The organism is Halorubrum rutilum (assembly GCF_042665015.1).
GTDB classification, from domain to species: Archaea; Halobacteriota; Halobacteria; order Halobacteriales; family Haloferacaceae; genus Halorubrum; species Halorubrum rutilum.
Genome location: NZ_JBHTBL010000011.1, coordinates 451,011 through 475,450, shown reverse-complemented (window position 1 = coordinate 475,450; position 24,440 = coordinate 451,011). Strand labels below are relative to the sequence as shown.

Genomic DNA, 24,440 nt, shown 5'->3' with positions numbered 1-24,440 from the left:
CGTGACACGCGACGCCGGCCCGACGCCGCCCTCCGAACGGATCGTCAGCCTCGACGCGCTCAGAGGGTTCGCCCTCCTCGGAATCCTGGTCATCAACGTCTGGGTGTTCGCGATGCCGGAGGCGTCGCTGCTGAACCCCACCGTCTACGCCGACGGGGCCGTCTACGGCGATTTCACCGGCGCGAACTACTGGGCGTGGTTCGCCGGCCACGTGTTCGCGCAGTCGAAGCTCATCACGCTGTTCTCGGCGCTGTTCGGCGCCGGAATCCTCCTGTTCGTCGAGAGCAAGGAGGAGAAGGGCCAGGACGCGGTCCGGCTCCACTACCGCCGGACCGCGGTCCTCATCGCGATCGGGCTCATGCACGCCTACCTGCTGTGGTACGGCGACATCCTCGTCGCCTACGGCTTCACCGGGCTGTTCCTGATCGCGCTCCGCGACTGGGAGGCGAAACAGCTCGCGGCACTCGGCGTGGTCTTCCTCCTGTTCGTCCCGGCCACCGAGCTGTTCGCCGCCGTCAGCATCGGCGGCGACGCGATCGCGGCGCAGTGGGCGCCGAGCGAGGCCGCGCTGCGTCAGGAGGTGGCGACCTACCGGGGCGGCTGGCTGGAGCAGATGGACCACCGCGTCGACGCCTCCCTCCAGCGGCAGACGACCGGCTTCATCGGCTCCAGCTTCTGGCGCGTCGGCGGCGTGATGCTGCTCGGGATGGCCCTGTATCGCTGGGGCGTGCTGACCGGCGAGCGCTCGGCGCGGGTGTATAAGGGACTCGTCGCCGGCGGCGTCGTCGGCGTCGCGGTCGTCGTCGCCGGCGTCGCCTACATCGAGGCCAACGACTGGAGCGCGGGCGCGGCGCTGTACTGGCGCCAGTTCAACTACTGGGGGAGCCTCCTCGTCGCCGGCGGCTACCTCGGGCTCGTCACGCTGTACGCGAAGCGACGCCCGGACGGCCCGGTGACGCGGACCTTCGCCGCGGTCGGCCGGACCGCCTTCACCAATTACCTGCTCCAGACCGTGCTCGCGACCTCGATCTTCTACGGCCACGGCCTCGGCCTGTTCGGGTCCGTGACCCGCGTCGAGCAGTACGGGATCGTCCTGGCGATCTGGGTCGTGCAGGTGGTGTTGTCCGTGGCGTGGCTCAGGCGCTATCGGTTCGGCCCCGTCGAGTGGGTCTGGCGGACGCTGACGTACGGGGAGAAACAGCCGTTGAAGAATCCGGACTAATCGAATTCCGCGGGTCCCCCTTTTCTCGGTTCACTCGTAATCAGTTTATATTTCGTTGCCGTCGCTGGCACGACTAGCCTCTCCGACTCTCCGGCGGCTCGCTTGTAATACTCCAACACAGATCGACGGTGAAGGCCTCCAAAGCCCCAGCCGCTCGGTTATAATCGCTCACTGAGAGATCGTCGGCGAACACCTCCAAAGCCCCAGCCGCGTGGGGCACGCACGCTCGCTGCGCTCCTCGGTCGCTCACTCCGTTCGCTCCCTGCGGTGCTTGCGTCGCCTCCGTGCCCCACGCGGCTGCCCCTTTGAGTCCCACCCAACCGCACAGCACCGCACCTCACACCTCCCCAGCCTCGTCGCTGGCACCCTCCGCTTCGCTTCGGGAGCCAGCGACTCCCTCGCGCGCGCTCTTCGCGCCCGGTGGGCGCTCAGAGGCACGCGCCACCGCACGCTCGTTTGAAAATAAACCGTCAGTTACGCCTCGTCAATCACCTGATTCGACAGCGTCCCGACGCCCTCGTAGGTGATATCGACGCGCTCGCCGGGCTCGACGAGCCCCGGGTTCGCCGGGCTGCCGAAGGCGACGCAGTCGCCGGGTTCGAACGTGAACCGCTCGGAGAGGTACGAGACGATCTCGTGGGGGCCGAACAGCATCAGCTCGGTGTTCGCGTCCTGGCGCTGCTCGCCGCCGACCGTCGTCGAGATGTCGAGGTTCGTCGGGTCGACGTCGGTCTCGATCCACGGGCCGAGGGGCCCGGAGCCGTCGAACGCCTTCCGCGCGGTCCGGCCCTGCTGGTCGAGCGCGTCGACGTCGTTCATGATCGTGTACCCGCGGACGACATCTGGAACGTCCTCCGGATCGAGGTCCCGACAGCGCTCGTCGACGACGGCGACCAGCTCGCCGGCGTACGTCAGCTCGTCGGTCCACTCGGGGTACGCGATCGGCTCGCCGTGCGCGAGCAGGCTCGCCGGCGGCTTGACGAAGAAGTCGGGCTCCTCGGGGCGCTCGTACTCCATCTGGTCGAGGGTCTCGGCGTAGTTCCGCCCGACGCAGTAGAGCGCGCTCGGGTCGCAGGGCGGGAGGAGCCGCCCGTCGCGACCGACCTCGTAGCGGCCGTCGTCGGCGACGATCGTCCCGTCCTCGTAGCGTCCGGAGACCGGTCCGTCCGGCGTGAGCAGGCGTGCGAGTCGCATGGCGGCACGTCCGCGCGGGGCGCCGAAAAGGCGTCGGTCGCGGCCGGTCGGTGGTCACGCCTCGTCGCGGTCGGTCTCACCCGGGGCGTCGTCGCGCTCGCCGCCGTCGACGCCGATCACGACGCCCGACCGGATCTCCAGCGCGGTCTCGAACTCCTCGCGCGTCGTCCGGCCCGACCCGGCGCGCTCGACCGCCGTCTCGTGGGCGCGGGCGACGGCGTCGCGCTCGCGGTCCGTGAGCCCGAGCCGCTCTCCGACGCCCGCCCAGTGGTCGGGCTCCACGAGGAACGTCTCGCGCTCCGGCTCGACCGCGATGCGCTCGTACCGCCGGCGGTAGTCGTCGATCCGCGGCCCGAGGTCCGCCTGCACGCGGGCGAGGAGGGCGGGGAGCCGCTCGGCGGGGACGCTCGCGAGCGCCGCCGTCTTCACCAGCGCGGTGCCGTCGATCGGGTACCCGTCGGCGGGCGCGGCCGACCCCGCGCCCGGCCGTCCCTCGTCGTCTGTCATCAGCCGCCGGCTCGCATCGCCTTCTGCCGGTACTTCGGGAGGAGCTCCGCGAGCGCCTCCGGGTCGCCGACGAACGCCGCGGTCACCTCGGTGAGCCGGATCGCGGCCGCGGCCGTCACTGTCTCCGCACTGAGCGCGACGCGCCACCCGTCGCCGTCCACGCGGGTCGCCTCCGCCGGGTCGTCCGTCCCGACGAGCTCGCCGCCGAGGTTGACGAGGTAGTGGGCCGCCAGCCGTCGCGAGATCCCGCGGTAGACGACCGTCTCGCGCTCCCAGCCCGCCTCCGCGGGCGGGAAGTCGACCGCGGCCTCGGCGCCGTCCACGTCCCCGTCGGCGGTCATGCGCCGCCCGCCACCGGCGGGAACACCGAGAGGCGGTCGCCGTCCTCCAGCGTCGTCTCCAACCCGTCGAGGTGGAGCACCTCGCGGCCGTTCTTCAACACGTTGATCTGCGGGGCGAGACCGCCGTCGACGATGAGCCGACCGGCCATCTCCTCGTACTCCGACTCCAGCTCCAGTAACACCTCGCCGACGCTCGACCCGTCGGCGAACTCCGACTCGACGACCTTCCCGCCGGCGGCCTCGCGAAACGTCGCGAAGAACCGCAGTTCCAGTTCCATACGCGTGTATCGGGCGCCCGCGGGTTAAAAAGAGGCGGCCGCGGATATCGCTGCGGCCCCGAGCCGGAACGTCCAGGTCAAATCGGCTCCGAGGTCGGATCGGTCCCGGGGTCGGATCGACCCCGCGGAACGCGGCGAACCGCCTACAGGTCCGACAGCCGGATCCCGTCCTCGACGAGCCGGAAGTTACGCTCGCGGCCCAGCTCGTCGCCGAGCCACTCGTGCTCGTACAGCTGGCCGATCAGCTCCACGTAGAGGTTCCGCCACGCGATCGCGTAGATGGGCGACTGGCCCCAGGCGCGCAGTTCGGGCACGAACTCGTGGTACGTGCTCGCCTGCGACTCCATCCGCTCGACCGCGTCGGCGACCACCTCGGCCGCCTCGGCCGGCTCGGCGCCCTCGATCTCCTCGTTGATCCGCGACTGGATCCCGGCGATGGCGCGCCGCATGTCCTGCTCGGCGGTGCCGTCCTCCTCCGGCAGCGACTCGACGACTCCCCGCGGCACTCCGAGTTCTATCTCAGGCATGCGCGAGGCTCGGGACGGGACGGTGAAAAACCCACCCGACTCACGGCGTCGGCGCGGCCTTCTGGAGGGCCGTCTCGGCGACGTTGCCGCCGTAGTCGGCCGACCGGAGCACGGAGTCGACGACGAGCCCGAGCAGCTGCGCGCGGGCCGGGTCCAGGTCGCGGAGGAGCTCGTCGATGGCGCGGACGCGCTCGTCGATCGCCCTGACGCCGGTGCGCGCCTCGTTCGCGAGCCGCGTCGCCTCGTCGCTCTCGTCGGCGAACAGCGCGTCCATCGCGGTGTCGATCACCTCGACCGCGTCGGCGTGGAGCCCGTTGACCGCCTCGACGACCTCGTCGGGGAGCGGCTCCTCGATGTTGAGCGTCAGGTGGCCGATCTTCGTCGCGTGGTCGCCGATCCGCTCCAACTGGCGGGCGCTGGAGTGGTAGTCGAAACACTCCTCGCGCGGGAGCCCGAGCTCCTCGGCCGCCTTCGGCGTGCGCAGCGTCGCCCGGAAGATCCGGGAGACGACGAGCCACAGCCGGTCGAGGTCGTCGTCGCGACCGATCACGTCCCGGGCGAGGTCGTGGTCGAGCTCGGAGAGCGCGGCGAGCGCGTCCTCCAGCATCGACAGCGAGATCAGCCGCATCCGGGTGACGGCGTTGTGGATCGACAGCTCGGAGGAGTCGAGCAGGTCCTGAATGACGACGCGGTCGCGGGTCTCCTCTAACACCTCCAGCCCGACGAGGCTCTGGACCGCCTCGCGGATCGTGGAGCGCTGCTCGGTGGTGATCTCGACGCCCTCCAGCTCGATGACGTCGAACCCGCTGACGTACATCGTGGTCACCGCGCGCATGAGCGCCTGCCCCGAGAGGTCGGTGACGTCGAGGCTCCCGCGGGTGCGCTCCTCCTCCGACCGCGGCGTGAGGAACAGCGAGTCGCCGTCGGGGAAGAACTCGATCTCGGTGCCGGCCTCCACGTCGTTCTCGGTCGCCCACGTCTTCGGGATCGAGACGGTGTACGTCGAGCCGCCGGTGACCTGCACCTTCCTCGTTTCCATAGCTCGGTATCACACACGATCTCACTTAAATGTATCCAAAATATATACCCCAAGTACGACCCAGTGAAAGCCCTCAAACCCTTATTTCGCGCGTTTCGGGTCTGATCTGAGGGATTGATTCGGATCTGATCGGGTCAAATTGATGAGTTTATATAGTTCTATATATCAAAAATAGTTCGATCTCTCGCACCCGATTGACGGGGTTCGAAGGCGTTCGTCGGGGTCGACGCTCCGGGTCGTTCAACGGGGTTGACGCTCCGAATCGTTCGGCGGGCGCTCCGATCCTGCGGATCGTGCGACCGGCCCTCCGCCGACGACTCCCACACCGGCGGGAGTTAAGAAGAGTTAAATCGGACGCGACGTAAGCGTCGCTTACGCTCGGTTGGTGTAGTCCGGCCAATCATGTTGGCCTTTCGACGGACGCGGCGCGACGGCGCGCCGGTTCGGAAGTCAGCCGACGACCAGGGTTCAAATCCCTGACCGAGCACTTCTCGCGGATCCGCGTCGCCAGCGGCGGCGCCGTTCTCGCGGCCTCCGTCCCGGTGTTCCCACGGCCTCCGCTCCGACGTTTTCGCGACGTCCTCTCCGAAGGGGAAGAATCACGGCGCTCGGCGACGACGCCCGGGTATGAGCGACCAGTCCGACGACCCTCGTTTCGAGACCCGCGCGATCCACGCCGGCCAGGAGCCGGACCCCGAGACCGGCGCGCTGATGACGCCGATCCACGCGAACTCCACGTACGAGCAGGACGCGCCGGGCGACCACCGCGGGTACGAGTACAGCCGAACCGGGAACCCGACCCGGACCGACCTGGAGGCGAACCTCGCGTCGCTGGAGTCGGGGAGTCACGCGCGCTGCTTCTCGTCGGGGATGGGAGCGATAAACACCGTCCTGAACCTGTTGTCCGCGGGCGACCACGTCGTCGCCGGCGACGACGTGTACGGCGGCACCCACCGCATCCTCACGCAGGTGTACGACGAGTACGACGTCGACACCAGCTTCGTCGACACCACCGACCACGACACGGTCCGGGACGCGATGCGCGAGGAGACGGAGCTGGTGTGGGTCGAGACGCCGACGAACCCCCTGATGAACGTCAACGACATCGGGGCGCTCGCGGAGATCGCCCACGCGAACGACGCGCTCTGCGCGGTCGACAACACGTTCGCGACCCCCTATCTCCAGCGCCCGCTCGAACACGGTGCCGACATCGTCTGCCAGTCCCTGACGAAGTACCTCGGGGGCCACTCCGACACGATCGGCGGCGCGCTGATCGTGGACGACGACGGGCTCGACGAGCGGCTCGGCTTCTACCAGAACTCGGTGGGCGCGACCCCCGGCCCGTTCGACGCCTTCCTCGTGCTCCGGGGGACGAAGACGCTCCCGGTGCGGATGGACCGCCACTGCGAGAACGCGGCGGCGCTGGCGGAGTGGCTGGAGTCGCACGACGACGTGAGCCGCGTCTACTACCCCGGGCTGGAGAGCCACCCGGACCACGAGCTCGCGGCCGAGCAGATGGACGCGTTCGGCGGCATGCTCTCCTTCGAGTTCGACGGCACCCTCGACCAGGCCTCGACCGTCGTGAGCGAGACGGAGGTGTTCACGCTCGCGGAGTCGCTCGGCGGCGTCGAGAGCCTCATCGAGCAGCCGGCCGCAATGACCCACGCCGCGATCCCGCGCGAGGAGCGCCTCGCGGCGGGGCTCACGGACGGGCTCGTCCGCGTCTCCGTCGGGCTCGAACACGTCGACGACATGACGGCCGACCTGCAGGCCGCGTTCGACGCGGCGCTGGAGTAGCCGAGAGCCGGAACGAGCAGAGGGGGCCGACCTCGCCGGAGCGCCGGCTGCCGCCTCGCGCGCCGAATCCGGCACCCCTCGCCGCACGGGCACTCTTTATAACCGTCGCGCCGAGTCACCCGCCATGAGCGACCCAGACGTACTCGTGTTGCGGCAGACGATCCACGGATCGGACGCGTCGGACCTCGCCGCGTCGCTCCGCGAGCGGCTCCCGGACCGCGACGTCGCGCTGGCGCGGACGCCGGCGGAGGAGCGGGAGCTGATCGCGACCGCCCGCGTCGCGGTCGGGCTCGACATCGACGAGGAGCTGCTGGCCGCGGCCGAGGAGCTGGAGCTGTTCGCCTGCGTGTTCGCCGGGACCGGGCACCTCCCGCGCGACGCACTCGCAGGCCGCGGCGTCGCCGTGACCAACGCCTCGGGCGTACATAAGCCCAACATCGCGGAGTACGTCCTCGGCTCGATGATCACCCACGCCCGGCAGTGGCCGCGCGCGCAGCGCCAGAAGGCGGAGCGGGAGTGGCGCACCTACGAGACGACCGAGGTGTACGGCTCGACGGTCGCCGTCGTCGGGCTCGGCGCCATCGGGCAGGCGATCCTCGACCGGCTGGAGCCGTTCGACGTCGAGGCGGTCGGCGTCCGGTACTCCCCGGAGAAGGGCGGCCCGGCCGACGCGGTGTACGGCTTCGACGAGTTCCACGAGGCGGTCGCCGACGCGGAGTACGTGGTGCTCGCGTGTCCGCTCACCGAGACGACGCGGGGGCTCGTCGACGCCGACGCGCTCAAGACGATGCGCGCCGACGCCGTGCTCGTCAACATCGCGCGCGGCCCGATCGTCGACACCGACGCGCTCGTCTCGTCGCTCCGGAACAGCCGGATCCGCGGCGCCGCGCTCGACGTGACCGACCCCGAGCCGCTCCCCGAGGACCACCCGCTGTGGGGGCTCGGGAACGTCACGATCACCCCGCACAACGCGGGCCACACCCCACACTACTACGACCGCGTCGCCGAGATCCTCGCCGGCAACCTCGACCGGCTCGACGGCGGTGCGGAGCTGGAGAATCAGGTGATATAAACCCGGGACGACGGACCGCGTAGTCGCCGGTTCGGGTCGCGTCCGGGCTCGACTCGTCGACGGTGACGCCCCGCTCGTCTACTCGTCGACGGCGACCTGTTCGATCTCGACCGTATCGCGGGGCTCGTCGTTGCGACCGGTCGGCACCGAGCCGATCTCCTCGACCACGTCCATCCCGTCGACGACCTGGCCGAAGACGGCGTGCTTCCCGTCCAGGTGCGGGGTCGCGTCCAGCGTGATGAAGAACTGCGAGCCGTTCGTGTCCGGGCCGGAGTTCGCCATCGAGAGGATCCCCGGGCCGTCGTGGGTCAGGTCGTCGTGGAACTCGTCGTCGAACTGGTAGCCGGGGCCGCCGCGACCGTTCTCCTGCGGGTCGCCGCCCTGGATCATGAACCCCTCGATGACGCGGTGGAAGACGTTCCCCTCGTACAGCGAGTCGCCGCGGACCTCGCCGGTCTCGGGGTCCTCCCACGTGTTCGTGCCGCGCGCGGGGTCGGCGTCCGCGGCGGGGTCGTGGCGAGCCAGTCCGAGGAAGTTCTCGACCGTCTTCGGGGCCCGGTCGGCGAACAGCTCGACGACGACGTCGCCGTGGTTGGTGTGGAGCGTCACCTGCGGGTTGTCGGGGTTGGAAACCTCTCGTGCCATGTGGCCTCGGAGGGACGCGCGTCGGAAAACCCTGCCCATCCGCGTCGTCGCGGGCGCCGTCGGGCGCCCGAGTCGGCCGTCCGGCCTCGGCCTGCGACGGCGGCCTCCCGAACGGCTCTCCGGCCGGTATCGTTTTGCACCCGGCCCGAGCAGTATCGCGTATGTACGACGACATCCTCCTCCCCGTCGCGCCCGGCGGCGAGGCGAACGACGCGGTCCCGCACGCGGCCAGCCTCGCCGAGCGCTACGACGCGACCGTCCACGTCGTGAGCGCGGTCGACACGGTCGCCCGGACGCTCCGCGGGCCGCAGGCCGGCGCCTTCGCCGAGCGCGTCGAGTCCGCGGCCCAGGAGCGCGTCGAGGCGGTCACCGCCGAGCTGGAGGCCGCCGGCGTCGACGCCGTCGGCGACCTCCGGCAGGGCGAGCCGGTCGACGTCATCGAGAACGCCATCGCGGACGCGGGCGCCGACATCGTCGTGATGCCGAGCCACGCTCGCAGCGGTCTCCGGCGCGTCCTCCTCGGGAGCGTCACCGAGAAGGTGGTCCGGGTCTCCCCCGTCCCCGTGGTCACCGTGCCGATGACTGACGAGGGGGACGAGCCGGTGACGCGAGAGGACGACGAGGCGATGTCGCGGGAGGACGACGAAGCGACGTCGCGAGAGGAGGACGAGGCGGCGACGCGGGAAGACGACGAGACGGCGGACGACGAGGCGTGACGACGACCCGCGCGTTCCGGGTCGCGTACGACGGCCGGGAGTACGCCGGCTTCCAGCGACAGCCCCACGCGACGACCGTCGAGGGGACCCTCCTCCGAGCGCTCGCCGAGCACGGGGTCATCGACCGCGGCGACGGGCCGACGCACGCGACGCCGCCCGGGTACGCCGCGGCGGGACGCACCGACGCCGGGGTCTCCGCCGTCGCGCAGACGGTCGCGTTCGAGGCGCCGGCGTGGCTCACCCCCCGGGCGTTCAACGGCCACCTCCCCGGCCCGGTGCGGGTCTGGGCGGCCGCCGACGTCCCGGACGGGTTCCACGCGACCCACGACGCGACCCGGCGGACGTACCGGTACCACCTCTACGCGCCCGAGGAGGAAACCCCCGAGGCGGACCCGCGTCACGCCGTGAACGACGACCGGGCTCGCGACGCCCTCGACCGGCTCTCGGGCCGTCACGACTTCCACAACCTGACGAGCGACGACGCGGGGACCGTGCGGGACCTGACCGCGAGCGCGACGCGGGAGGGGGACCTCCTCGTGATCGAGGTCGCCGCCGGCGGCTTCCCGCGCGCGCTCGTCCGGCGGCTCGTCGCCGCGGTCCGGGCGGTCGGCCGGGGACGCACCGAGCCGGCCCGGATCGACCGGCTGCTCGACCCGGAGCCCGTGCCGGGCGAGATCGGCGTCGGCCCGGCGCCGCCCGAGCCGCTGGTGCTGTGGGACGTCGCGTACGAGGGCGTCGCCTTCGACGTCGACCGGGAGGCCGCCGAGAGCGCCCGCGTCGCGTTCGGCGAGCGGTACCGGACGGCCCGTCACGTCGCCGCGGCGACGGGAGCGATCCGCGACCGGATCGCGACGGGGCGCGGGAGAGCGACCCCGGAGCGACGCGACGGCGACACCTCCTAGTCGGCCGCGCTCGCGTTGGCCGCGTCGGTCGGGTCAGTCGGGTCGGTCGCGTCGGCCGCGTCAGTCGAGTCGGTCGCGTCGGCCGCGTCAGTCGAGTCGGGCCCGTCGGTCGGGGGCGTCTCCATCCCGTCGACCCGCAACAGGAGCGTGTTGCCGTCGACGTTCGTGGCGTCGACGGTCCCCGAGATCCGGAGCCTCGCGGCCGGCGTCGGCCCCGCGGTGACGCGGTCGCCGGCGTCGAAGGGACCGACCGGCCCGCGGATCACGAGCTCCGCGCGACAGAGCTCGGGGTCGGCGACGTTGGAGAGGTCGATCTCCTCGACGTTCACCCCCTCCACTGGGTCGCCGTCGACCGCGACGGGCGTGGTCTCGGCGTCGTCCATCCGCTCGACGCCGAGCGCGTCGTAGGCGCCGTCGGTGGGGACGTACCCGCCCTCGGGGCCCGGGACCCCCTCGACCAACCGGAGGTCGCGGAGGCTCTGCATCCGGTTCCGAACCGTGCCGGGGTTCCGGTCGATCGACTCGGCGATCTCCCTCCCGGACACCGGCCGGTCGGCGTTCTCCGCGAGGTTTACGAGCGCGGTCAACACGCGTTCCTGACTCGACGTGAGCTCTATCGTCGTCATACGCGAAGTAACAATACTAAGACGAATAAACGTTTGCTTCTACGCACCTTATACTCTTGATACGGTTCGAAATGACTTTATAATTTAGCGTACATCCGCAATTTTTCTATGAGTTTGTATAGAACACAAATTACTTCTAGTGTGCGCGGGAGGGAGAAACGAATATAGTATTATAATCGGTTTTTATATACATACCAGTAGCTATTTTCGAAACGTGTGCCGATACACCGTGAAATACGCATAATACCTTATACAGTTGGTACCGTGAGTATTTATCCGTCCGTTCGGAAGCGCCGCGTAGATATGAACCGTCGAACCGGCGATCGACCGCGACCGCGGCGTCGCCGACCCGCGGTACCGGCTCCCGTCTCCCGGCGGAATCGCGAGGCAACGGCTCGACCGAACGAGGTCCGGAGCGATGAGTGAGCGCGGATCGCCCGCCTTCGACGGCGACGCGCTGGAGGAGCGCGCCGCGGGCGGGATCCGGTCGGACGCCGCCGAAGACGCGACCGCGACCGGCGAGGCGACCGAGCGCGGAGCGGCCCCCGGCGAACCGACCGCCGACGCCGTCCTCGATCCGCGCGACCCCGGCGACGAGCGCGAACGGGTCCGTTCGTTCGTCGAATCGGCCGTCGCGGCCGCCGGCGCCGACGGGGTCGTCGTCAACATGAGCGGCGGGCTCGACTCCACGGTGACGGCGGCGCTCGCCGTCGAGGCGCTCGGTCCCGACCGCGTCTACGGCCTGATCCTGCCGTGTAACAAGGTCGGCGCGCACCACGCCCGCGACGCGGAGGCGCTCGCGGGCGCGCTCGGGATCGACCACGACACGGTCCACCTCCACTCGCTGTTCGCGCAGTTCGGCGCCGTCGCGCCCGATCGCTTCGACCTCCACGACGAGCCGGTATTGTCCGGTAACGCGGTCGCGCGCCTCCGGATGACGCTCGCGTACCTCGCCGCCAACGCGACGGACCGGCTCGTCTGCGGCACGGCCAACCGGAGCGAGCTGCTGCTCGGCTACTTCACCAAACACGGCGACGGCGGCGCCGATATGCACCCGATCGGACACCTGTACAAGACCGAGGTCCGCGCCCTCGCGGCCGAGCTCGACGTCCCCGAGTTCGTCGTCGAGAAGCCGCCGACCGCCGGGTTCCTCCCCGGCCAGCGCGACGCCGACGACCTCGGCGCCCCGTACGAGGTCATCGACCGCGTGCTCCGGCTCGGGGTCGACCGCGGGCTCGACGCCGCGACGATCGCGGCCCGGCTGTCGGGAGGCGAGTCCCTCGACGTCGACGAGGAGACTGCCGCCGACCTGCTCGCGCGACACCGGGCCGCGGCCCACAAGCGGACGACGCCCGACGTGCCGACCGGACGCGGCCGGTGACGTCCCGTCCCGTCGACCTCGTGGGACGCGCTACGGCCAGTCGTCGGGCCAGAGGTCGGCCGCGCGCATCCCCGTCTCGAAGTCCGCGTCGCGGAACGCCCGGACGAGGTCGTCGCGGTCGAGCCGGGGGACGTCGCGTTCGGGGGCCGCGAACTCGCAGACGAGCAGCGCCGTCAGCATCGCGTGCTCCCGGACGTTGCGGTCGTCGACCTTGTCGCGCGTGTCAGCGTGCGTGTGACCCCACCCCCGGCCGCGGTCGCCGGAGTCGCTGTGGAGCTGAAGCGCCGGCACCCCGCGGCGGACGAACGGCCACTGGTCGGAGAACGGGTGCGGCTCCGCGTCGACCGCGATCGGCTGCCGGGTCGCGGCCGACACAGACACCGCGACCGACGCGGCCGCGTCGGAGGCGTGCGCGAGCGCGACGAGGTCGCGGTGGCGCCCCGCGCCGTCGACGTTGATCACGCCGCGCACCCGGTCGAGGTCGACCGTCTCGGCCAGGTGTTCCGCGCCGAGCAGCCCGACCTCTTCGGCGCCGACGGCAACGACGTCGACGCCGATCGGGAGGTCGGCCTCGGTCAGGACCCGCGCCGCGGTCGCGACGGTCGCGATCCCGCAGCCGTTGTCGAGCGCCCCCTCGGCGATGTCGTGGCCGTCGTAGTGCGCGAGCAGCAGGAGCCGCTCCTCGGTGTCCGGCCCCGCGCGGCCGACGACGTTCCGGCTCTCCCCGCGCTCGGTCCTCGCCTCGACCGCGATCTCGGCCTCGGCGGCGACGTCCGTCGCCCCGCTCGTCCCGGCCGCGCCGCGGCCGCCGCCCGCACCGGCCGCGCACTCCCGGAGCCACGCGCCGGTCTCCTTGGAGACGCCGACGGCGACCGCGTCGGCCTCCCCGCCGAACGTTAGCGACCCGGTCGGCGGAAGCTGCCCGTCGAGGTGGTTGACGAAGACGAAGCCGACCGCGCCCGCGTCGACCGCGTACCCGAACTTCTCCATCCGGTGGACGAACCGCCCGCCCGAGGGCGTCGTCGTCGAGGCGACCGCGATCCGCCCCTCCACGTCGCGCTCGTCGACCTCGGCCGGGGTGCCGTACCCGACGTCGACGAGCTCGCCCGAGACTTCGCCGGAGGGCGAGTACGGGAGCGCGATCGACTCGAACTCGCGGGCGGTCGCCCCGCCCTCGCCGTTCCGACTCGGGATCCGGACCCGCAACTCGGCGCCCCCGCGCTCCCACGCGTCCAGTTCGAACGGCTCGGTGTCGACGTCGGCGAGGCCAGCGCGCTCGAACGCCTCGGCGACGACCCCCGCAGCCCGGCGCTCCCCGTCGCCGCCGGCCATGCGGCTCCCGATCGCGGTGAGGTCGGTGAGGAGGCGCCACGGCTCGTCGTCGGTCCACGTCCGGCCGAGCGCGGGGGCCAGCGCGTCGCGGCGCTCGCGGACGCGCTCGACGGCCTCCGGATCGGCGGCCACGTCGGCTTCGGTCGGCTGCGAGTGCATGCCGTCGACTGCCGGGGCTGCCTGTTAAGCGTGTGGCTCCCGGCACCGGAAACGCTACGTTGAAGTATGGCGGTCGGATATCTCGGACCGAGCACCGTTGGTCCAGTGGTAGGACATTAGCTTCCCAAGCTAATAGCCCGGGTTCAATTCCCGGACGGTGCATTCCTGCGGCGAACAACGACGTGAGCCGCAGGAATCAGCAGGGGAATTGAACCCTATCAGTCGCGCGCAGCGAGCCGTGCGAGCACGTCTGATTCCGGTTCAATTCCCGGACGGTGCACTTCCGGCTGACTTCGTCAGCCGACGGTCGCCTCGCTTCGCTCGGCGAACTCCCTTCGGTCGTGCGCCGTCCGTACCCCCGCTCGCAAGCTCGCGGGGGTCCCGGACGGTGCATTCTCGCGGCGAGCAATCCGCGAGCCACAGTCACTGATTCGGTCTCGGTACCGTTCGATTCCTCGAACACGTTCCGGTCTGAAACGGTCCTTCACCGAATCCTGCGAATCAGCCGTCGATATTTCCACCAGCTCGAAGGGATGTTCTGATAGCCGTGCGAGATGCGGGGCGCGAGTCGGGAGAGTGCGAACTACGCCAGTGCGATCGGTATGTCATTCCATCCGACGAGCGCTGTCGTCTGGATCTCCGACTACGGAGTCGCGTCGCGAATATTCAAGTCGACTGCACACGTCGTTTCCGGTGGAATTTCACGGAGAATGTCCACCGCACAGGAACAGTACGACACATGGTTGCTCGACATGGATGGTGTGCTGATGCACGAGGAAACCGCTCTTCCCGGAGCCGAGGAGTTCATCGATCGCCTCCGGGAGCGGGAGCGGCAGTTTCTCGTGCTTACGAACAACTCGATCTACACTCGGCGCGACCTAGCGGCTCGCCTCGCAGAAGCCGGACTTGATGTCCCGAAGAAACGGATCTGGACCTCAGCTGTAGCTACAGCGCGGTTTCTATCGAACCAAGCGCCGGAAGCGTCGGCGTTCGTCATCGGTGAGGCGGGGCTGAAGACGGCGCTTCACGATGTAGGCTACACGCTTACTGATGCCGACCCGGACTTTGTCGTTCTGGGCGAGAGCCGCACGTACTCGTTTCAGAACATAACGGAGGCTGTCCGTCTACTTGACGGAGGAGCTCGGTTCGTTGTTACGAATCCGGACGCGACGGCGCCCTCACCAGAGGGTCCACTTCCGGCTACCGGCTCAGTCGCCGCGTTGCTTACGAAGGCTACCGGCAAGGAACCGTACTCCATCGGCAAGCCCAATCCGATCATGATCCGAAGTGGATTGAACCGGATCGGGGCTCACTCCGAATCCACGGCGATGGTTGGCGATCGAATGGACACGGACGTTGTGGCCGGCATAGAGGCCGGTCTAACAACCTACCTCGTGCTCACCGGATCCACCGAGCGGAACGAAATCACAGAGTTCGCGTACCGACCGGACGAAGTTGTAAAGTCCGTCTCCGAGTTGATAGAGGCTATCTAAACCACGTCGAATACATCGTTCGTGCTGAACGGACAGCTGACGCGTAGCGACGGGACGTGCGAGAGATACCCTCTGTATCTCGCACGTGGCTACTGACAAACGCAGAGTAGGTATGTTAGACGCTGCTGAAGAGCACCTATCGGTCAAGAACTCATTCTGTATGAGTTGACGAAAGTCCCTCGTACAGAGAGATTACTCATTGAGCGTCTCAGCGGCATGTCGTCCTGTAGCATCGGCAAAGTACCACCATGCGATTTGATCAAGTTCGATCATTCGGTAGTCCGTTTTATCAGATATCCACTGGCAACTGTCCAACACGGCTTGGTCTGTTGAGGCGTCAAGATGAGGAGTATCAGTCGTCTCAGAGAGTTCTTTGATAAACCGTTGAACTTGGATATCGGGCTTTACTGTATCGATGCCCGCGATCATCCGAAGGTATTGAAATGTTCGTAGCCCAACCCCTCTAATCCGGCCGAATCGCTCCTCTGAGTAGTCAGTTGGATCCGCATCTTCCGCCCACTGTTGAAGCCGGTCTAAGTCATCCTCGGCATCAATTTCAGCGAATGTATCAGCTCCAGTAATAAGGACTCGGCGTTTCCGCTGAGCTTCAAAGATTTCTGTCAACGCGGGGCTCTGCTGGTCCAAGTCAGCCAGTTCGCTAAACGAGCTGATCCGTCCCGTATCAAGAAATTTCGTCTGAAAAGTTTCGACGCTGGGCTTCACCTGTGAAAAGTATGCTTGACCGGTCGTCGTCCCCGCTGCATCTGCCAACAACAACAGCGGGTTGTCACCCGTCCACCGGTCTAACTGTAGGAACTTGGTAGCATGCGCAGTATACTCAACTTCTGCCGCATATTCATCGATACATTCCTGAAGATCGGGCATAGATACGCTTTCCGTAGAGGGGTCGATTAAAATCTGTCCGAGACGGTTACTAGCACACTATCTCAAGTAATTTAAAATTTGTCTAAAGAAAATATAGCTTTTGTGCTGACGATGTCCTCCGGTATCGATCAGGCAGTTACTGATAGAACTGGATTAGTTGCGGCAGCATGTGCTGAATAGAGGGCGCAATCGTACACGCTGTCACGTGCAGAGCAATCGAGGGGAATCGGACACTGTAAACGATCTAGAAGGCATTTACCAGTGGGCGAAGCGGTGACAAACATGGACGTCAGCACCCTCCATCGTCGGCGACCGCTTCCGGTCCTGACGACCGTCGCGTTCCTTGTCGCCTGTGGTGTTACGGTCGCATACTTCGCTGGCATTGTTCCCGGTGTCCCGAAGACGCTTCCCGTGTTCACAGACCTCCTGACTGTGACGCTGGTGCTATTCGTATCTGCGGTAACCGTGTGGCTGATATCGCTGTTCACGGAGTAACGGCGTATCCAGTCAGCGTGCCCTGCTCGGTCCGTACGCCTATCGGATAATTTGCATCATCCGGATATATCAGGAAACGGATCGAGCGTGCTGCATACAGCCTCCGTATCGGTCACGCAACTACTGAAGTTGCCGAGGAGCCGACCCGGCGCTGCCGAATAGGGAACGCACACAGCGGGTAGATGAGGCCAAGAGACTCTACGTATTGAAGAAGCATCGTCCGGAGCAGGACTCAGGCCCGTGTTTGGCCGAACATGTAAATAAAAGTCAAAAATGCACCGGCGAAAGCTAACACACCATACAAGAGAAGATACTTCCACGAGTACGTCGAACAATACCGAGCCGCAATACCCGTCCCAACCGCGCTGAACGCCAAAAACCCATAGAATACGGGCATACCTTCTAACCCGAGACGGTGGGCGAGAACTTCCTCTGCGAGGAGGGGGGAGACCACCCCGGCTCCTACGGCGACAATACCAGCGACGATACGCCGGTCACGGAGGGACATGGGATAATTACGAGGGCCGTGACCGTGTCTCTTCTACCACAATCATACGGGTCTATTTCCGCTCCACTCGAACGGCTGGTTCGCTCGATCGCCCCGGCTCAACGGTGTTTTTGATACCGACTCCACTCTCTGTGGTCGCACGCACTCCGGAACGTACCGTCGCCCGATTTCAACAGAGCCGCTCGTACCCTACTCGAGCCGGTTGAGAACGGTCAGCACTTGCAGAATCGACCCGTTCTCGGGCGCGGCGTCGCGAAGGTCACGTTTCCGTCGCGTTCGGTGTGAAAACCGAGTACCGCGGGACGAACGGAGCGTATTTACGTGTCTTCGTCGGTCTCAAACGTAACCGTCCCACCGCCGTCCATCGAAACGGTCTCGTTCTCACCTTCCCCGAACATCACGACGTCGTCGGCGTCCAGTTCGAGTGTCGCGTAGGACCTGACGACCGTCTCGTCGTTGAGATCGATCGTCACGATGACCGCGCTCCCGTCCGACCCGGCGGTCGTGAGTCGCACGTCGACCAGGTCGTCGTTGGTCGCCTCCAGCACGGTCGCGTTCAGCCGTTCGGGGTCGTTGAACTGTTGCTGGACGTTGTAACTGGCCTCCTCGTCCGCGGCGACTAGCTCCTCGATCAACCGCCTTTCGTCGTCGTTCAGGACACCGAGGCCGTCGGTGATCCGCAGCTCGATGTCGTCGAGGGGAGGGAGCGTTGTAATCACAGTCACGTCCTCGCCGGCGAGATCGATCTCGCCGCGCACCGTCGGCAGACAGTCCTCGTAGGGGCGGACGGTGACGCCGGCGGTGTCGAGCGGCCGTTCCCGATCGATACTCTCGTAGTACTGGTTGACGCGCACCGTCACGCGATCGTACTCGTCCAGTTCGGCGCGGTCCGATGTGGCGTCCCAGACGAGTTCGGCGACCCGCTCGCGGGAGATGCCGTCGAACGTCTCGCCGCCGTGTTCTTCGATCAGGGTGACGGTAGTTCCATCGACCTGTACGTCGGTCCGGTCGGCGTCGGACGCGTTGACCGCGACGACACCGCCGCACCCGCTCGTCGCCGAGGCGAACGTGACGGTCCCGTTATCGGACGCGGTGACCGTCACGTCGTACTGCTGATCCGACTCGCGGTCGAACCGAACCGCGTCCGTCCCGTTGGTCGGATCGTCGTCCGATTGCGTCGGAGCCGGCGTCGCGCCCGGCGCGAACCCGGAAGCGACGACCGCACCGGCGGCGACGAGCAACACTGCTGACAGCCCGAGCGCGTACAGCGCGATGCGGTAGTCACGTTCCACGGCGTTCACCCCCGTTCTGGAGGGCGGTTCGTGATGGATTTCCTGTGTCACGTTGCGTCTGCCTCACCTGAACTGCGGGGACTCGTTCTGGCATCAGTGGTGTGTCGCACCGGCCCCACGGGGCGCGAACGGGGTAACCATACGTCAGCGGGGAACGGCTGCACCGCCGACCGTCGGGGGCGATTGCGACATCCGTGGATTGCGAAAAAGAGGATATAAACACCCGTTGGAAACAGGTGTGAAACGGTCGTGGAACGCGTTTCAGAGGTTGTTTCAGGTGTTTCAGAGCCGCGAAACCGTCATTTTCTTCTGACGACCGATCCGGACTGTGAGCTATGCGGAGCGTCAAGCCCTCCCGAATCGCGCTCGTCGTCTCACTCGTGGTTCTCGGCGGCAGCCTCGCCGCGCTCGTGAGTGCTACCGGTGCCGCGTCGGCGATCACGGCCGACGCTACCCACGAGTTCGCCGTCGAAGACGGAGCGCTCGTCACCACGGTGGATGGCCGGACGAAGACGCTGGTCTCGGATCTGCGGACCGTCGAACGTATCACCGTAACGACTGCCGACGGACGCCTCGTCGTCCGTACCGAACCCCTCACCCCGCCCGATGTCAGCGCGACCAAGCGTTCGCGTGCCAAGCGGATCGTGACCGACGAACCCGCCATCGCCGACACGGTCGACGCGGCCGGCGGAGCGGTGTACACGGTCCGGCCCGTTCCCGACGGCGTGTCCAGCGACCGGGCGGCGGTCGTCGGGGCGGATGCGGACTGGCCGTGGAACCGACTCCTCCCGGACACCGACTCCGCGTTCGCCGTCCGTGACAGCGCCGACGCGGACGCGCTCGTACTCGAACGGGAGAGGCGATCGAACGCCTCACAGCGAATGCTGGTCGTCGTTGATCTGCCGACCGACGACGTTCGGTACAGCGTCGTCGTAAATCACGCAACCGAACGGATCGAGTCGTTTGTCCGAGTCGATCCGACGATCGAGTGAGCAGAGAATGCGCGCCCGCCAACGGACAGTCGCACTCGCCGTCGTCGTCCTCGTCGGCACCGCGGCAGCCCTCGGCGTGGAGTTTCTCACTCCGTCGTCGGTCGTGTTACGGATCGGCGACACGAGTACGGCCACCCGCCTTCCGAGACGCTACTTCCTGTTCCGGGACGTCGCGGTGATCGCCGTCGCGGCGGTCGCCTTCGGTGGAAGTCTGACGTACCTGCTCGTCGACGGCGCTCCCCGCTCCGAACCGAATGGCGAACCGGCCGAGTCGGAACCGGGCACCGACGCCGACGACGACCCCGCACCGACGGACGACCTCTTGGAAGCGCGTCGCCGGGAGTGGCAGGAGAAAGCCGATCGTCTCGCCGACAGCGAGCAAACCGTCTACGAAGCGATTCTCGACGCGGACGGGGTCCTCTCCCAAAGCGAGATCGTCGAGCGGACGCCGCTTTCGAAAGCGACCGTCAGCCGGTCCCTCGACAGTCTGGAAGCGAGAGACCTCGTCGAACGCAAGCGACGGGGGGTCGGCAACGTCGTCTTGCTCCGGTGAACGAACGACGACCGTCCACCGCTCCGAGGGGCGACCCACCCGTCGGGGTAGTCGACCAGTCCCGTCGGCAGTTCGCCGTCTAATTAACGGCGCTGGGATATAGTCAGGTGTCGCGAGTTAGAGCGCTCACGTATACCTCGGGTAACCGCGTCCTGACGGCGTCGAGATCCACGCCGCTCAGCAGGCGTACGCGCCACTGCTTTGGTCGGCTCCGACCGCGTGATAGGGTCGGTGCGTCTACCAATTAGTGGCGCGTTTTGTTTAGACTCACACGGAGAAAATAACGCGGCTCTCGTGCCGACTGTACCCCTGTATCTCGCACGGGACATCTTGACATAATGTAGGTATAGCCGTACTGTGCGTGGGTGTGTGAGTCTCCCGTACTGACCACGGCTCGATCGAAATACGCCATCGCCTGAGAGTTCCGACGGAACCGCCCGTCTCAGTTTCAGGCCCGGAGACAAGGTCAAGCAAATTAAGTGAAAAGTATGACGAATAACACGCAGTAGCGCAATGCGAGAGTCGTTCCCTCCACGAACCCTGCTATCGAACAGAAATCTTCTCTCGGTGTTCGTGGCGAACGGCGTCCCCATAGTCGGACTCCTGGCGTTCGACACGTCCGCCGTGGCCCTCCTGACGTTCTACTGGCTCGAACTCGGGATGCTCGCCGTCTGGGCGATCGTACGAGCGCTGTTTGCCGGCCATCGACCTGACCGAGGGACCGGACTCGACGGACTCAACGACACCCTCGCGGCGGCAGTGCAGGTCCTTTCTCCCGACAGACGTTCCGAGGATGCGAACGACGAGTCCTCGTCCGACGACGGCGGCGTGATGGACGAGCGGATCGTGATCCCGCGGACCGACGTCGGGATCTACGTCGGAACGATTCCCGCGCTGTTGTTCATCGTCCCGCTGCTTGCCGCCGTGTGGATCGGATTCGGGGGACTCGTCGCCGGCCCCGTGATCGCCGCGTCGGATCCGGCTTCCACCCCGGCGTGGGTTCTCACCGGTGCCGGCGTCGTCTTTCTGAGCGAGGGCGGCCGGACGGTCTCGGAGTACTTCTATCACGGCGAGCATCGCGAGACGTCCGCTTGGGCGGCTGCCAAGGGAATCTTCTGGCAGGGGTTCGCGTTGACCGGCGCCGGACTGCTCGTCGTGTTGCTCGCGTACGAGTCCGCGGAGGGCAACGCAGACGGCGTCGCGAGTGCGGCCCGCGGCCCCCTCATCTTCACCGCAATCGCCTGTAAGCTCTCGATCGACCTCACGAGCCGCTATCTCGACGGCCGTGACGAACCGCTTCGAGAGCTACTCTGACCGAGATCCCGACAGTCTCACCGTTTCGGGCTCGGTCGGATCGGTAACCGTCTGATACGGCTCCGGGCCGAGTCAGGACCCGTCTACACGCACAACTCGGTCGGTCACCGGTGGTCGCGATCGAAGGGCTATCGGAGCGGCGGAGGCGAGCGCGTGTTGTCCCCTCCGAAACAGAGCGGTCGGATACATCCGTCTCGCCTTCGACCGTGACGAGTATGGAACCGGCAAAAGTCAAGCCGATACTCGCGCCGCTCGGACTGTTCGCCCTTTCGGCGGGGGCGTACTGGTCGGTGTTATCCGGCGTCGCCTCGCCCGACCTCGGTACGCCGCTCGTCTTCTCGGCCATCGCGGGGGCGACCGCGCTCGGTGCCGCGGTGATCGACGCGCGGACGCCCGCCGTCACTGCGGGCGCGGCCGCCGTCGGATTCGCGCTCGCTGCCGCGAGCGTGGGCGAGGTCCTCGGAGCGGACGACTCGGCCCTCCTCGTCGGGGCTGCGCTCGCAACGTTCGGCGTGTTGGGGTACGCAATCAGTATGATCTACCACATCGGGGCGCGCGTACGCAGGGCGCGCCCGAGCGAGGGCTAGAAGATGTTCGCCCGCCCGTACACCGAGATCCCGGTGTCTGTGATCTCGTACGGCTTCGTCTCGCGGGAGTGGTTCGCGTCGCGGATCTTCTGGATCTCGACGGCGAGCCGGGTCTCGCGGAAGTCCGACCCGCGGACGTACTGGAGCACGAACACCGCGTCGGTGAGGTACTCGACGATCCCGTGCCGGGAGGCGTACGGGGTCTCCTGACTCGCCTCGGAGGTGAGCAGCGTCGTCACGCCGGCCTCCTTCAGCGACCGCGTGAAGCCGAACACCTCGGAGCGCCGCTTCGCCGGGTGGTCGTACATCATCTCCAGGAGCGACACGGAGTCGAGCACCAGCCGGTCGGCGTCGAACTCGGCGATGAGCCGGGTGAGGTCGTTCCGGATCGACGCGAGCGAGTTCGCCATCTCGATCGGGTCGATCGCGACCACGGCGAGTCGACCCTCGTCGGCGGCCTCGTGGAACGCCCACCCCTTCTCCTCGGCGGTCGAGAAGATCGACTCGCGCGTCTGTTCCAGCGTGATGTAGACGCCCTTCCCGTCGGATTCGAGCGCCCGGTTGAGGAACTGGAGCGCGAACGTCGTCTTCCCCGTCCCCGCCCCGCCGATCACGGAGAGCAGGGAGCGGCTCGGGACCCCGCCGAGGATCATGTCGTCGAGCCCCTCGATGCCGACGTCCGTGCGCTCGATCGCCGACTCGAACTCGTCGGGGTCGACGTCGAACCCCGTCTCCGTCCCGCCCCCGGCGTCGCCGCCGCCATCACCGAAGTCGCCGAAGCCGAAGTCCTCCGACGGCCCGGAGCCGCTTCCCCGGTAGCCGCCGAACGGGTCGTCGTCGCCGAACGACCCGGCGCCGAAGCGGCCGCCGCCGCCTCCGCCGGACCCGCTGAAGGGGTCGTCGCCGCCGCCTCCGCCGGACCCGCTGAAGGGGTCGTCGCCGCCGCCTCCGCCGGACCCGCTGAAGGGGTCGTCGCCGCCGCCTCCGCCGGACCCGCCGAACGGGTCGTCGCCGCCGCTTCCATCGGACCCGCCGAACGGGTCGTCCCCGTCACCTGCCCCGGACCCGCCGAACGGGTCCTCGGCGTCGCCTTCGCCGGTCCCGGACGGAGCCGGGCCGCCGAACTCCTCCTCGGCGAAATCGCCATCGAAGTCGCTCTCGCCGAGATCGTCTCCTTCGAAGTCGCCGCCGGCGTCCTCCCCGAACGACCCGTCGTCGTCACCGAACGACCCGCCGCCGAAGGGATCGCCCGGACCGTCCGATCCGGCCGATTCGGTCGCGTCCGTCTCGTCGCGGACGCCGCCGAACGGGTCGTCTTCGCGGCCGTCGCCGTCCTTGCGGTCGTCGCCGTCCTCACCGACCTCGTCGTCGGGTTTCACGTCGTCTGCGCCGGCCCCGTCACCGTCGCCGGCCTCGTCGTCCCCGTCGCTCGCGGCCGTCTCGTCGCCCTCGTCGTCGGCCGAGCGGTCGGACTCCTCGTCGAGCTCGCGCAGCGCGCGCTCGAACCAGTCGTCCTCCCCGCTCATCGTCCCGGTCGGCCGTGGGCGGTCGACATGTCTCTGGCAACGCGGGCGGCCGGCTTGAAACTTTCCGGAACCCGGGGGCGAAGTCCGCACGCTTTTGTCCGGCGGCGAGAATCGGTGGCGCATGGAGGTCGGTATCGTGGCGCGGAAGGGGAGCGAGCGCGCGGTGAGCCTCGCGGCGGACCTGCGCGACGCGATCGTCGCCGCCGGCGAGTCCGTCTGGCTCGACGCGGAGACGGCCGACGCGCTCGGCGAGGGCGACCGGGGGCGCTCGGTCAACGCTCTCGGCGGCGCGGACCTCGCCGTCGCGGTCGGCGGCGACGGGACGTTCCTCTTCGTCGCGCGCAACGCCGGCGACACCCCCATCGTCGGCGTCAACCTCGGCGAGGTGGGGTTCCTCAACGCGGTCCCGCCGGGCGACGCCGAGGATGCCGTCATCGCCGAGGTCGAGGCGTTCGGCCGCGGGGAGCTCGACGTCAGAGAGGCGCCGCGGCTCGCGGCGCGGGCGGGCGACTGGACCTCGGTACCGGCGGCGAACGAGATCGTGGTTCAGAGCGACCGCCGCGGCCCCGGCGCCGGCGTCGACTACGAGGTCCGCGTCGACGGGAGCCGCTACTCGGGCGGACACGCCGACGGCGTCCTCGTCGCGACGCCGACCGGGTCGACCGCGTACAACCTCTCCGAGCGGGGCCCCCTCGTGAGCCCGGGCGTGAGCGGGCTCGTCGTGAACGAGATGGCCGCCGAGTCGGGGATGCCCCCGCTCGTCGTCGACGTCGACGCCGCGGTCACGGTGGCGGTCGAGGGCGTCGAGGAGGCGGTCGTCGTCAGCGACGGGCGGAACAAGACGACCCTGGAGGCGCCCGTCGAGGTGACCGTCGAGCGGACGGCCCCGCCGATGCGGATCGCCGGTCCTCCGTCGGACTTCTTCGAGGCGCTCGGGAAGCTCTCGTGAGCCGGTGACGCCGCCGCGACCGAGCGCGCCCACAAAGCGTTTATCCCCCGGCGCGAACCGTCGGCCGTGAACCGCCGGTTCGTCCTGCTCGGATACGTCGTCGCGGGG

25 protein-coding genes, 2 tRNA genes and 2 pseudogenes (1 of these 29 only partly in view) are annotated in these 24,440 nt (G+C 67.9%); 16 read left to right on the top strand and 13 right to left on the bottom strand.

Annotated features, from left to right (window positions below):
- The first annotated feature begins 1 nt into the window (after nt 1).
- Nucleotides 2-1,222, top strand: a complete 1,221-nt coding sequence (locus ACFQMF_RS13950) for a DUF418 domain-containing protein (RefSeq protein ID WP_256408397.1) — start codon at nt 2-4, stop codon at nt 1,220-1,222.
- Nucleotides 1,223-1,696: 474 nt separating this feature from the next.
- On the opposite strand, the gene ACFQMF_RS13945 is transcribed toward ACFQMF_RS13950, so the two are convergent.
- The 6 genes from ACFQMF_RS13945 to ACFQMF_RS13920 all read right to left on the bottom strand — a co-directional run bounded on the left by ACFQMF_RS13945 (nt 1,697) and on the right by ACFQMF_RS13920 (nt 5,108).
- Nucleotides 1,697-2,416: a fumarylacetoacetate hydrolase family protein gene (locus ACFQMF_RS13945; RefSeq protein WP_256408396.1), complete on the bottom strand. Its 720-nt coding sequence runs from the start codon at nt 2,414-2,416 to the stop codon at nt 1,697-1,699.
- Between the two features lie 54 nt (nt 2,417-2,470).
- Complete coding sequence (locus ACFQMF_RS13940; RefSeq protein ID WP_256408395.1) at nt 2,471-2,923, bottom strand: DUF8048 family protein; 453 nt, start codon at nt 2,921-2,923, stop codon at nt 2,471-2,473.
- The gene (locus ACFQMF_RS13935) at nt 2,923-3,264 is read right to left on the bottom strand and encodes a MoaD-like domain-containing protein (protein WP_256408394.1); all 342 of its coding nucleotides are present in this window, start codon (nt 3,262-3,264) and stop codon (nt 2,923-2,925) included. The genes ACFQMF_RS13940 and ACFQMF_RS13935 overlap by 1 nt, the downstream gene beginning before the upstream one ends.
- A complete protein-coding gene (locus ACFQMF_RS13930; RefSeq protein WP_256408393.1) occupies nt 3,261-3,542 on the bottom strand; it encodes a ubiquitin-like small modifier protein 1 in 282 nt (93 codons plus the stop codon). The genes ACFQMF_RS13935 and ACFQMF_RS13930 overlap by 4 nt, the downstream gene beginning before the upstream one ends.
- Nucleotides 3,543-3,685: 143 nt before the next feature.
- Entirely contained in the window at nt 3,686-4,069 is a 384-nt protein-coding gene (locus ACFQMF_RS13925) for a hypothetical protein (protein WP_256408392.1), read from the bottom strand.
- A 40-nt stretch (nt 4,070-4,109) separates the two neighbouring features.
- Nucleotides 4,110-5,108, bottom strand: a complete 999-nt coding sequence (locus ACFQMF_RS13920; RefSeq protein WP_256408391.1) for a phosphate signaling complex PhoU family protein — start codon at nt 5,106-5,108, stop codon at nt 4,110-4,112.
- Between the two features lie 376 nt (nt 5,109-5,484).
- On the opposite strand from ACFQMF_RS13920, the gene ACFQMF_RS13915 reads away from it, so the two are divergent.
- The 3 genes from ACFQMF_RS13915 (at nt 5,485) to ACFQMF_RS13905 (ending at nt 7,977) form a co-directional block, all read left to right on the top strand.
- Nucleotides 5,485-5,595 (top strand) — tRNA-Glu (locus ACFQMF_RS13915).
- Between the two features lie 140 nt (nt 5,596-5,735).
- Nucleotides 5,736-6,905: a cystathionine gamma-synthase gene (locus tag ACFQMF_RS13910; RefSeq protein ID WP_256408390.1), complete on the top strand. Its 1,170-nt coding sequence runs from the start codon at nt 5,736-5,738 to the stop codon at nt 6,903-6,905.
- 124 nt (nt 6,906-7,029) lie between these two features.
- On the top strand, nt 7,030-7,977 hold the full coding sequence (locus ACFQMF_RS13905; protein WP_256408389.1) for a D-2-hydroxyacid dehydrogenase: 948 nt from the start codon (nt 7,030-7,032) through the stop codon (nt 7,975-7,977).
- 78 nt (nt 7,978-8,055) lie between these two features.
- Here ACFQMF_RS13905 and ACFQMF_RS13900 read toward each other — a convergent pair whose 3' ends face one another.
- Nucleotides 8,056-8,622: a peptidylprolyl isomerase gene (locus tag ACFQMF_RS13900; protein WP_256408388.1), complete on the bottom strand. Its 567-nt coding sequence runs from the start codon at nt 8,620-8,622 to the stop codon at nt 8,056-8,058.
- A gap of 161 nt (nt 8,623-8,783) precedes the next feature.
- On the opposite strand from ACFQMF_RS13900, the gene ACFQMF_RS13895 reads away from it, so the two are divergent.
- Together ACFQMF_RS13895 and truA are read left to right on the top strand one after the other, a co-directional pair.
- Nucleotides 8,784-9,338, top strand: a complete 555-nt coding sequence (locus tag ACFQMF_RS13895) for a universal stress protein (RefSeq protein ID WP_256408387.1) — start codon at nt 8,784-8,786, stop codon at nt 9,336-9,338.
- Entirely contained in the window at nt 9,335-10,240 is a 906-nt protein-coding gene (truA, locus tag ACFQMF_RS13890) for a tRNA pseudouridine(38-40) synthase TruA (RefSeq protein ID WP_256408386.1), read from the top strand. The genes ACFQMF_RS13895 and truA overlap by 4 nt, the downstream gene beginning before the upstream one ends.
- A gap of 113 nt (nt 10,241-10,353) precedes the next feature.
- On the opposite strand, the pseudogene ACFQMF_RS13885 reads toward truA, so the two are convergent.
- Nucleotides 10,354-10,866 (bottom strand): annotated as a pseudogene (locus ACFQMF_RS13885) (Rrf2 family transcriptional regulator); the annotation flags it as partial.
- Between the two features lie 418 nt (nt 10,867-11,284).
- On the opposite strand from ACFQMF_RS13885, the gene nadE reads away from it, so the two are divergent.
- The gene (gene nadE / locus ACFQMF_RS13880) at nt 11,285-12,247 is read left to right on the top strand and encodes an NAD(+) synthase (RefSeq protein ID WP_256408385.1); all 963 of its coding nucleotides are present in this window, start codon (nt 11,285-11,287) and stop codon (nt 12,245-12,247) included.
- 30 nt (nt 12,248-12,277) lie between these two features.
- Here nadE and ACFQMF_RS13875 read toward each other — a convergent pair whose 3' ends face one another.
- Nucleotides 12,278-13,738: a M28 family metallopeptidase gene (locus ACFQMF_RS13875; protein WP_256408384.1), complete on the bottom strand. Its 1,461-nt coding sequence runs from the start codon at nt 13,736-13,738 to the stop codon at nt 12,278-12,280.
- A gap of 91 nt (nt 13,739-13,829) precedes the next feature.
- Here ACFQMF_RS13875 and ACFQMF_RS13870 point away from each other — a divergent pair.
- Together ACFQMF_RS13870 and ACFQMF_RS13865 are read left to right on the top strand one after the other, a co-directional pair.
- Nucleotides 13,830-13,900 (top strand) — tRNA-Gly (locus ACFQMF_RS13870).
- Between the two features lie 548 nt (nt 13,901-14,448).
- Nucleotides 14,449-15,231, top strand: coding sequence for an HAD-IIA family hydrolase (locus ACFQMF_RS13865; RefSeq protein WP_256408383.1), 783 nt, complete (start codon nt 14,449-14,451; stop codon nt 15,229-15,231).
- Nucleotides 15,232-15,423: 192 nt separating this feature from the next.
- Here the strand turns inward: ACFQMF_RS13865 and ACFQMF_RS13860 are convergent, their stop codons facing one another.
- Nucleotides 15,424-16,116 carry a hypothetical protein gene (locus tag ACFQMF_RS13860; RefSeq protein ID WP_256408382.1) on the bottom strand — a complete coding sequence of 231 codons (693 nt, stop codon included), beginning with the start codon at nt 16,114-16,116 and terminating at the stop codon, nt 15,424-15,426.
- Nucleotides 16,117-16,398: 282 nt separating this feature from the next.
- On the opposite strand from ACFQMF_RS13860, the gene ACFQMF_RS13855 reads away from it, so the two are divergent.
- On the top strand, nt 16,399-16,611 hold the full coding sequence (locus ACFQMF_RS13855; RefSeq protein WP_256408381.1) for a hypothetical protein: 213 nt from the start codon (nt 16,399-16,401) through the stop codon (nt 16,609-16,611).
- 232 nt (nt 16,612-16,843) lie between these two features.
- Here the strand turns inward: ACFQMF_RS13855 and ACFQMF_RS13850 are convergent, their stop codons facing one another.
- Both ACFQMF_RS13850 and ACFQMF_RS13845 read right to left on the bottom strand, forming a co-directional pair.
- Nucleotides 16,844-17,119 (bottom strand): hypothetical protein, encoded by a 276-nt coding sequence (locus tag ACFQMF_RS13850; RefSeq protein WP_256408380.1) that lies wholly within the window; start codon nt 17,117-17,119, stop codon nt 16,844-16,846.
- Between the two features lie 317 nt (nt 17,120-17,436).
- Nucleotides 17,437-18,411: a hypothetical protein gene (locus ACFQMF_RS13845; protein ID WP_256408379.1), complete on the bottom strand. Its 975-nt coding sequence runs from the start codon at nt 18,409-18,411 to the stop codon at nt 17,437-17,439.
- 335 nt (nt 18,412-18,746) lie between these two features.
- Here ACFQMF_RS13845 and ACFQMF_RS13840 point away from each other — a divergent pair, with 335 nt between their 5' ends.
- From ACFQMF_RS13840 to ACFQMF_RS13825, 4 genes are all read left to right on the top strand, one after another.
- On the top strand, nt 18,747-19,403 hold the full coding sequence (locus tag ACFQMF_RS13840; protein ID WP_256408378.1) for a hypothetical protein: 657 nt from the start codon (nt 18,747-18,749) through the stop codon (nt 19,401-19,403).
- On the top strand, nt 19,375-19,956 hold the full coding sequence (locus ACFQMF_RS13835) for a helix-turn-helix transcriptional regulator (RefSeq protein ID WP_256408377.1): 582 nt from the start codon (nt 19,375-19,377) through the stop codon (nt 19,954-19,956). The genes ACFQMF_RS13840 and ACFQMF_RS13835 overlap by 29 nt, the downstream gene beginning before the upstream one ends.
- A 513-nt stretch (nt 19,957-20,469) precedes the next feature.
- A complete protein-coding gene (locus ACFQMF_RS13830) occupies nt 20,470-21,270 on the top strand; it encodes a DUF6498-containing protein (RefSeq protein ID WP_256408376.1) in 801 nt (266 codons plus the stop codon).
- A 215-nt stretch (nt 21,271-21,485) separates the two neighbouring features.
- Nucleotides 21,486-21,857, top strand: coding sequence for a hypothetical protein (locus ACFQMF_RS13825; protein ID WP_379792113.1), 372 nt, complete (start codon nt 21,486-21,488; stop codon nt 21,855-21,857).
- Here the strand turns inward: ACFQMF_RS13825 and ACFQMF_RS13820 are convergent.
- On the bottom strand, nt 21,854-23,383 hold the full coding sequence (locus ACFQMF_RS13820) for a KaiC domain-containing protein (protein WP_256408374.1): 1,530 nt from the start codon (nt 23,381-23,383) through the stop codon (nt 21,854-21,856). The two genes, ACFQMF_RS13825 and ACFQMF_RS13820, sit on opposite strands and share 4 nt — an antisense overlap.
- Before the next feature lie 121 nt (nt 23,384-23,504).
- Between ACFQMF_RS13820 and ACFQMF_RS13815 the strand changes: the two genes are divergently transcribed.
- Nucleotides 23,505-24,332 (top strand): NAD(+)/NADH kinase, encoded by an 828-nt coding sequence (locus ACFQMF_RS13815; protein ID WP_256408373.1) that lies wholly within the window; start codon nt 23,505-23,507, stop codon nt 24,330-24,332.
- A gap of 66 nt (nt 24,333-24,398) precedes the next feature.
- Nucleotides 24,399-24,440: pseudogene (locus ACFQMF_RS13810) on the top strand (VTT domain-containing protein); it runs 625 nt beyond the window's last position.

What these genes read in the sequence shown, in the direction of transcription:
- ACFQMF_RS13855 (WP_256408381.1), top strand. Translation starts at nt 16,399, where the DNA reads ATGGACGTCAGCACCCTCCATCGTCGGCGACCGCTTCCGGTCCTGACG.
- ACFQMF_RS13945 (WP_256408396.1), bottom strand. Translation starts at nt 2,416, where the DNA reads ATGCGACTCGCACGCCTGCTCACGCCGGACGGACCGGTCTCCGGACGC.
- nadE (WP_256408385.1), top strand. Translation starts at nt 11,285, where the DNA reads ATGAGTGAGCGCGGATCGCCCGCCTTCGACGGCGACGCGCTGGAGGAG.
- ACFQMF_RS13900 (WP_256408388.1), bottom strand. Translation starts at nt 8,622, where the DNA reads ATGGCACGAGAGGTTTCCAACCCCGACAACCCGCAGGTGACGCTCCAC.
- ACFQMF_RS13905 (WP_256408389.1), top strand. Translation starts at nt 7,030, where the DNA reads ATGAGCGACCCAGACGTACTCGTGTTGCGGCAGACGATCCACGGATCG.
- ACFQMF_RS13895 (WP_256408387.1), top strand. Translation starts at nt 8,784, where the DNA reads ATGTACGACGACATCCTCCTCCCCGTCGCGCCCGGCGGCGAGGCGAAC.
- ACFQMF_RS13875 (WP_256408384.1), bottom strand. Translation starts at nt 13,738, where the DNA reads ATGCACTCGCAGCCGACCGAAGCCGACGTGGCCGCCGATCCGGAGGCC.
- ACFQMF_RS13930 (WP_256408393.1), bottom strand. Translation starts at nt 3,542, where the DNA reads ATGGAACTGGAACTGCGGTTCTTCGCGACGTTTCGCGAGGCCGCCGGC.
- ACFQMF_RS13820 (WP_256408374.1), bottom strand. Translation starts at nt 23,383, where the DNA reads ATGAGCGGGGAGGACGACTGGTTCGAGCGCGCGCTGCGCGAGCTCGAC.
- ACFQMF_RS13840 (WP_256408378.1), top strand. Translation starts at nt 18,747, where the DNA reads ATGCGGAGCGTCAAGCCCTCCCGAATCGCGCTCGTCGTCTCACTCGTG.
- ACFQMF_RS13935 (WP_256408394.1), bottom strand. Translation starts at nt 3,264, where the DNA reads ATGACCGCCGACGGGGACGTGGACGGCGCCGAGGCCGCGGTCGACTTC.
- ACFQMF_RS13830 (WP_256408376.1), top strand. Translation starts at nt 20,470, where the DNA reads ATGCGAGAGTCGTTCCCTCCACGAACCCTGCTATCGAACAGAAATCTT.
- ACFQMF_RS13925 (WP_256408392.1), bottom strand. Translation starts at nt 4,069, where the DNA reads ATGCCTGAGATAGAACTCGGAGTGCCGCGGGGAGTCGTCGAGTCGCTG.
- ACFQMF_RS13920 (WP_256408391.1), bottom strand. Translation starts at nt 5,108, where the DNA reads ATGGAAACGAGGAAGGTGCAGGTCACCGGCGGCTCGACGTACACCGTC.
- ACFQMF_RS13860 (WP_256408382.1), bottom strand. Translation starts at nt 16,116, where the DNA reads ATGCCCGATCTTCAGGAATGTATCGATGAATATGCGGCAGAAGTTGAG.
- ACFQMF_RS13940 (WP_256408395.1), bottom strand. Translation starts at nt 2,923, where the DNA reads ATGACAGACGACGAGGGACGGCCGGGCGCGGGGTCGGCCGCGCCCGCC.
- ACFQMF_RS13825 (WP_379792113.1), top strand. Translation starts at nt 21,486, where the DNA reads ATGGAACCGGCAAAAGTCAAGCCGATACTCGCGCCGCTCGGACTGTTC.
- ACFQMF_RS13815 (WP_256408373.1), top strand. Translation starts at nt 23,505, where the DNA reads ATGGAGGTCGGTATCGTGGCGCGGAAGGGGAGCGAGCGCGCGGTGAGC.
- ACFQMF_RS13850 (WP_256408380.1), bottom strand. Translation starts at nt 17,119, where the DNA reads ATGTCCCTCCGTGACCGGCGTATCGTCGCTGGTATTGTCGCCGTAGGA.
- ACFQMF_RS13910 (WP_256408390.1), top strand. Translation starts at nt 5,736, where the DNA reads ATGAGCGACCAGTCCGACGACCCTCGTTTCGAGACCCGCGCGATCCAC.
- ACFQMF_RS13865 (WP_256408383.1), top strand. Translation starts at nt 14,449, where the DNA reads ATGTCCACCGCACAGGAACAGTACGACACATGGTTGCTCGACATGGAT.